Origin of the sequence: Saccharopolyspora sp. NPDC050642, assembly GCF_040654735.1 — a bacterium.
GTDB lineage: Bacteria > Actinomycetota > Actinomycetes > Mycobacteriales > Pseudonocardiaceae > Saccharopolyspora > Saccharopolyspora elongata.
In genome coordinates, this window is sequence record NZ_JBFAIN010000045.1 from 1 (window position 1) to 6863 (window position 6863).

The 6863-nt window shown below is 72.2% G+C and carries 5 protein-coding genes and 1 pseudogene; 5 read left to right on the plus strand and 1 reads right to left on the minus strand.

The window, feature by feature from the left end; genetic code table 11:
• The first annotated feature begins 199 nt into the window (after window positions 1-199).
• Window positions 200-1057, plus strand: coding sequence for an SGNH/GDSL hydrolase family protein (locus AB0H93_RS38300; protein ID WP_358580381.1), 858 nt, complete (start codon window positions 200-202; stop codon window positions 1055-1057).
• A gap of 107 nt (window positions 1058-1164) precedes the next feature.
• Here the strand turns inward: AB0H93_RS38300 and AB0H93_RS38305 are convergent, their stop codons facing one another.
• Window positions 1165-3240, minus strand: a complete 2076-nt coding sequence (locus AB0H93_RS38305; protein ID WP_358580384.1) for a transcriptional regulator — start codon at window positions 3238-3240, stop codon at window positions 1165-1167.
• A 220-nt stretch (window positions 3241-3460) separates the two neighbouring features.
• On the opposite strand from AB0H93_RS38305, the gene AB0H93_RS38310 reads away from it, so the two are divergent.
• The 4 genes and pseudogenes from AB0H93_RS38310 to AB0H93_RS38325 all read left to right on the plus strand — a co-directional run.
• Complete coding sequence (locus tag AB0H93_RS38310; RefSeq protein ID WP_358580387.1) at window positions 3461-3814, plus strand: hypothetical protein; 354 nt, start codon at window positions 3461-3463, stop codon at window positions 3812-3814.
• A gap of 55 nt (window positions 3815-3869) precedes the next feature.
• A complete protein-coding gene (locus AB0H93_RS38315; protein ID WP_358580389.1) occupies window positions 3870-5516 on the plus strand; it encodes a PPE domain-containing protein in 1647 nt (548 codons plus the stop codon).
• Entirely contained in the window at window positions 5516-6277 is a 762-nt protein-coding gene (locus AB0H93_RS38320) for an ESX secretion-associated protein EspG (protein ID WP_358580391.1), read from the plus strand. The genes AB0H93_RS38315 and AB0H93_RS38320 overlap by 1 nt, the downstream gene beginning before the upstream one ends.
• 19 nt (window positions 6278-6296) lie before the next feature.
• Window positions 6297-6575: pseudogene (locus tag AB0H93_RS38325) on the plus strand (type VII secretion target); the annotation flags it as partial.
• Window positions 6576-6863 lie beyond the last annotated feature (288 nt).

Here is a 6863-nt window from a genome sequence, read left to right on the forward strand (position 1 = left end):
ATCTACCAGGAGCTTCACCATTTCACCCGCAACGACACACCCCACCAGCCCTGACCCGCAAAGATCAGGATGAAAAAGGCTCATTGAAATTGCGGCAGGACACGTTGGGGCGCTCGACGATCGGGTGAATTCTCGCGCCGTGAGGATCTTGCCGTGCTAGATCAAGCTGGCCAGTGCCCAGCTCTCGCAGGAGGCCCGCGTGGGATCCCAGCTCGGTCGTCTCGCCCAACTAGGTTCTGCCCTCGCCGTGGCGGGGGCGCTGCTCGCGCCCACCGCGCACGCGGCCGACGAGTTCGAATACGTGGCGATGGGCGATTCGGCGGCCGCCGGGCCGCTCACGCCGAACCCCGACCCGAACCTGCTCTGCTTCCGCTCCAGGGAGAACTACCCGCGGGTGGCGGCCCGGCTGATCGGCGCGAAGCTGACCGACGTCTCCTGCTCGGGCGCGAAGATCGAGGACTTCTCCGGCAGGCAGCACGGCATCATGGCCCCGCAGTACGCCGCGCTCAGCGACCGGACCGACCTGGTGACGGTCACCATCGGCGGCAACGACGTATCGCTGGTGCAGGCGGCGGTTTCGTGCGTGAACCTGCTCCCGGATCCGTTCGGATCGTCCTGCGCGGACGAGTTCACCGCGGGCGGCGGGGACGAGCTCGCGGCACGGATCGACGCGCTCGTGCCGCGCTTCGACGACTCGCTCGCGCAGATCAGGCACCGGGCGCCGAACGCCGAGATCGTGGTGGTCGGCTACGGCACCTACCTCCGGCCGGGCGGCTGCTACCCGAAGGAGCTGGTCTGGGCGCGCGACGCGGACTACATCCAGTCCAGTGTGGACAAGTTGAGCGCGATGCTCGGCGAGCGGGCGGCGACGCACGGCGCGCAGTTCGTCGACCTCGGCCCGGTCAGCGAGGGCCACGACGTCTGCGCAGCCCCGGCGGAGAAGTACTACGAGGGCCTGGTCCCGACGTCGTTCGCGGCGCCGTTGCACCCGAACGCCAAGGGCATGCAGGCCTTCGGCCGAACCGTCGCGGAAGCCGTGCAGCACATCCGGTCCTGACCCGACCGAGAAAGCCCCCGCACCTGTGAACTGCTCCCCTGGAGTCGGAACCGAATTTCTCAGTCCAACTCCAGGGGACCAGTTCATGTTGCGGGGGCTTTCTGCTGCTACAAGACCGAGTTCCCGCAGATGTTCCCCGGGAAGAACGCCTGGGCCAGCGCTTCGCCCAGCTCGCGGGGGTCGGGCCGGCCGACGTGGCGGCGGAAGCGGTCCAGGTACAGCCCGAGCTGGCACGCCCGGTCGTGCCGGGCGCGCGCGGTCGCCAGCGCGAGCGCGTGCTGGATGTTGTCCTCTTCGGTCCGGAACCAGTTCAGCGCCGCCTGCGCCGTCGGCAGGTCGGGCAGCTCGGCGAGCGGGTGCGCGGCCTGCTGCCCGGGCCGCCGCGCCGGACCTTCGACCGCGCGCAGGCCGCTTTCGGCGGCGTGCAGGTAGTAGTCGAGCAGCCGGGTGATCGCGGCGTCCCGGTCGGCCGCGGGCTCCGCCGCGGCGAGGGTCGCCGAGTGGAGCCGGACCAGGTCGTGCCGCCCGTACCGGCCGGGGCCGGTCACGTGCAGCAGGTTGACCGCCACCAGGCTCTCCAGCCGGGCCTGGTTGTCCCGGAGCCTGGTGCCCGCGAGCGCGGCGGCCGCGAAGTAGTCGACCTCGGCGCCGGGGTGCTCGCCCAGCAGCCGGAACAGCCGTGCCGACGCGTCGTCGAGCCGCCGGTAGCTGGTGGTCAGGGCGGCGCGGATGCTCCCGCCGGAATCCGGCAGCGACAGCCTGGTCAGCCGGTGGCGCTCGTCGGAGTAGATGTCGGCCAGCGAGCGGATCGTGAAGTGCGGATGGCTGGCGCCGCGGGCGGCGGCGATCCGCAGCGCCAGCGGGAGCCGGTCGCACAGCTCCGCCAGCTCGGCAGCCGCGGCGGGTTCGGCGGCGATCCGCTCGGAGCCGAGCAGCAGCCGCAGAACGGCGACCGCCGCCTGCCGGTCCAGCACCGGCAGCGACAGCCGGACCGCTCCCTCGGTGGCCGCCAGGTCGTCCAGGCGGCTCCGGCTGGACACCAGCACCACGCAACCCGAGTTGCCGGGCAGCAGCGGGCGGACTTGCGCGGCCGAACGCGCGTTGTCGAGGACCACCAGCAGTCGCCGGTCCGCCAGCACCGAGCGGTACAGCGCGGCGCGCTCGTCGAGTTCGTCGGGGATCCGCGCGGCAGGCACCCCGAGCGCGCGGAGGAAACCGCTGAGCGCCTGCGCCGGAGCCACGGGATCCGCGTCGTCGAACCCGCGGAGGTCGACGAACAGGCAGCCGTCCTCGAAGTCCGCGGCCACCTGGTGCGCCCAGCGCAGCGCGAGCGCGGTCTTGCCGACGCCCGCCGGGCCGGTGAGGATCCGGATCGGGCCGTCGTCGTCCAGCGCCGCGTCCAGCTGCGCGAGTTCGGCGCCGCGGCCCACGAAACCCCGGTTCTCCCTGGGCAATTGCGAGGGAACGCGAGTCGGCGGCCGCCCGTCGTCGGCGCTGAGCACGGTGTGGAAGGCCTCCTGCAGGCCGGTTCCGGGGGCGACGCCGAGTTCGTCGGCGAGGCGGGTCCGCGTGTCGTGGAAGACGTCGAGCGCCTCGGCCTGCCGGCCGGCCTGGTGCAGGCTCAGCACCAGCAGCTCCACCAGGGGTTCGCGCAGCGGCCGCATCGCGACGGCCTCCCGGAGCTTTTCGATCGCCTCGGCGGCGCGACCGAGCCGGTTCAGCCGCCGGGCCAGCTCGTGCACCGCGGTGACCACCGACTCGTCCAGCCGGTCCGAGACGTCGCGGCGCAGGCTTTCCGACTCGACGTCGGCCAGGGCCGGGCCGCGGCGCAGGGCGAGTGCGGCGCGCAGCAGGTCGACGGCCTCCTCGTCGGACGCGTTCCTGGCGTCCGCGATCAGGTCCTCGAACCGCGTCACGTCGAGCAGCGAGCGGGGCGCCAGCAGCAGGTAGCCGGGGGAACGGGTGACGAGTTCCACGCCGTCGCCGAGGTCCTTGCGCAGCTGGGCGATGTGGCCCTGCAGCGAGGCCCTGGCCGTGGGCGGCGGATTGCCGTTCCAGGCGATGTCCATCAGCCGGTCGACGGAGACGACGCGGTTGAGGTCGATCGCCAGCGCCGCGAGGACATTGCGCCGTTTGGCGGCACCGATGGCCGCTGCTCGGCCGTCCGACCGCAGCAATTCCACCGGGCCCAGCAAGCGAATCCGCGGTTGTGGTCGGGTTCTCGGAGAAGACATCCGCTCCCGATCGAGTCGTTCGTCGGCGAGTGCACCCGCCAACGCTCGCGTTGGTCCGGCGTTGGTCCGGCGTTGGCGGCGAGTGCGATCATAACCAGGTGATGTTCTGTCTGGGGGATTCATGAGCGAAGACGTAAAAGAACGGGCAAAGCTCTCGCTCGTTCGGTCCGTGTCCGGCGTCAAGCACTTGCGCAAGGCGGTGGAATCGGAAGGCTTGCGCCTGGACCCGGCGGCCGGTGCGGAGATCCGCTCCGCCCTGGAGGATCAGATGTCCACAGTGGACGACTGGTTGGCCAGGTCCGCTTCGCTCACCCAGCACGCGCCGTTGGGGCAGAACCCGGTCGGCGAGGCCATGGCGGCGAAGTTCGCGAACCGCGCCGAAGGCGACGAGAACTCCTTCACGGCAGTGCTCACGAGCTACCGGGAGGTCCTGGAAGAAGCCCGCGACGCCATCGTCGCCGCGATGCGCGAGTACCGGGACATCGAGGAGCACGTGTCGGACTCCTTCCGGAAGCTCGTTTGATGGGACCGGTTTCGGCCGGGCGCACCGATCCGCAGTCGAGGGGAAAAGACCGGACATGACCCAGGAGACCGCTGGGCCGGACGTCGACATCGCGTTGACCGAGACGCAGAACTGGGCCTCGCGCAGCCACCGCGAGCTCTACGAGGCGGTGCACACCGGCAACGATCCCGGCCGCGTCGGCCAGCTGGCCGACGAGTGGAACCGGTTGAGCAGCGAGCTGGCCGAATCCGCGACGCGCATGGGCGAGCGGCTGCGGGCCACCGAAGCGGGCTGGCAGGGCGAGGCCGCCGAAGCGGCGCGGTCGGCGATCCAGCAACTGGCCGACTGGAACCACGACGCGGGCACGACCGCGGGCGCGATGGCGGAGCGGGTCGCGGTGCAGGGGCGGATCATGGAAACCGCCAAGGCCGAGATGCCCGAGCCGGTCGGGGGCGGTGAGATGATCAACGCGGTGGCGGCCATGACCTTCGCCACCGGCAACATGGAGGGCTTCCGGCAGGCCTGCGTCGACCTGAAGGCCCACCAGGACCGGTCCGCCTCCGCCCACGAGCAGGCGGTCCAGGTGATGACCTGGATGGAGGGCGAGTCCCGCAACATCGACGGCGACACCCCGAAGTTCACTCCCCCGCCGAACCCGGTCACGAACGACGAGCCGGTGCCGCTGCAGAAGCAGCACGTGGCCGAGCGCGCCGAGCTCAAGCCCCAGAACGTGGGCACGGATCCGGAAGCGCCGAGCTCGACCTCGCCGAACTCCGCGCCGGGCGACGTCATGGAAACACAGCGGCTGACCGCGAAGGTCGAGCCGCTGCAGGGCAGCCAGCCCGGTGGCGCCCCGACGCCGTTCCAGGGGCCGGGCCCCGGCGGTACCGGGCCGATGGATGCGCCGACGAAGACGTTCTCGGCTCCGCCGCTCGGCAACACTCCGACGATGGATCCGCCGACGAAGTCCTTCTCGGCCCCGCCGCTCGGCAACACCCCGCCGCCGCTGGGCAGCACCCCGTCGATGGATGGCCCGACGCGGTCGTTCCGGCCACCGGAGATGCCGCCCCTCGGGGACTACCAGCCCAAGACCACGACTTCCCAGGGCACGGGCGGTGTCCACCCGCCGGGCAACCTGCCGCCGCTCGGCGACGACCGGCAGCACCAGCCGCGGCCGTTCCAGGGGCCGGACGGCGGCCCCTACATGACCGGGCCGCGCGTGAACCGTCCCAACCAGCCCAACCGGCCCGGAAACCAGACCGGACCCGGCGGATGGCGCGGGCCGATCCCGCCGATCCCCGGCACGGGTGGCGGCCCGGGCGGGCCCGTCATGCCCGGTTCCGGCCCCGGCGGTGGCTCGGGCTTCCGCGGCGGACCGGTCGGCCTGTCCAGCGCGGGCGGCGGTTCTGGTGTGGGCGGCGGTTCCGGTGTGGGCCCGGGCGGGACGTCGGGCGTGGGTCCCGGCGGAGTGTCGGGCACCGGCCGCGGACCCGACGGCGGGTTCGCCGGTCGCGGAGGCGCCGGCATGCCCGGACAGTCCGGCGCGGCGGGCGCCCCCGGGATGGGGCCGATGGGCGGCGCCCAGCGCGGCCAGGGCGAAGGCCAGGAGAAGGAACGCACCAGCAAGTACGTCGAGGGCGGCCCGGTGGTCGAGGTGCCTGGCGCCGACCTGCCGCCGCCGGTGATCGGCGAGGGCAAGCGGAAGAAGCAGCAGGGCCAGTGATGACCACGACGACAGCGCCGGACTTCGCGCTTTCCGCCGCCGAATTCGACCTCGTGCACGGCGCGCTCGGCCTGGGCCGCGTCCCGTTCCCGCTGGAGGTGCCGAGCCTCGGCGCGACGATGGAGGAGCGCGCCGAGCTCGCCGCCGATGCGTTCCGGTCGCTGTCCGGCCGCGGGTACGCGAATGGCGACCAGCTCGACCCGCGGCTCGCGGACCTGCTGCGGCTGCTCCACGAGAACGAAACCTCGGTCGACGTGGTGGGCCACATCGGGGGCCCGGTGCAGGCCCTGGCCGCCGTCGCCGGGCGCACCGGCGTGCTCGCGCAGCAGGTGGCCGGCGAGCTGCACCTGACGGAGATCCGCCCGACCGCGCTGGCGATCGCGGCCGTCGGCGTGCTGCCGCCCAACGAACCCGGGCCGCTGCGGTCGATCTCGGTTCGCCAGGACCAGCTGGCCAGCGCGCTCGACGAGGACGACGACGATCCCTTCGGCGGCGATCTCGAAGAAGAGGTGGCGCTGGCCAGGGCGGGGGTGCCCGCCCAGGACGCCGCGGCGCTGGCCGAGCTGGCGAACACCCGCTGCGCGGGCGGGCAGTTCGGCGTCTCCCGCGGCTCCGAACGGGCGTCGACGCTGGTCACCTGGTTCGACACGCACCAGGGCCGGTACCTGATGGTCAGCCAGGGGGCCTGGCTCAGCATCTCTCCGGCCGACAACCGGCGCATCGAGCGCCGCCTCGCCGAAGTCGTGTCCACAGCGGCCTGAACAACCGAGGGGAAGCACCATGACCTTTGAGGTCGTCGCCGAGGAGCTGACCGCGCACGCGAGTCACCTGGACGGGCTGACCGACCGGTTGGACACCGCGATCTCGGCCGCCGAGACCGTGAGCATGTCCGACGAGGCTTACGGGATCCTGTGCTCCTTCCTGCCACCGATCGTCAACCCGATGGAGGAGGAAGGGATCGACGCCCTGAAGGCCGCGAAGGAGGGCGTCAGCACCACCGCCGACAACGTGCGCACGACGGCCAAGCAGTACGAGGAAACCGACCAGGCGAGCGCGGACTCCTTCACCCCGCTGGAAGAAGGCGTCAAGGTGCGCGAGTCGGCGGTCGCGTTGCGCGGCACGGAAGCGCCGACCGGGTACAGCGCGTCCGAGCGCGGCACGGAAGCGCCGACGCGTTTCAGCATGCCGGAGGGCGAGACGGCCGCTCGGCAGGCGCCGACGGGGTTCAGTGCGCCGGAGGGTGAGACGGTGGCTCGGCAGGCGCCGACGGGATTTAGTGCGCCGGAGGGTGAAACGGCTGCTCGCCAGGCGCCGGCGCCTTTCAACATGGCCGAGGGTGAGACGGTG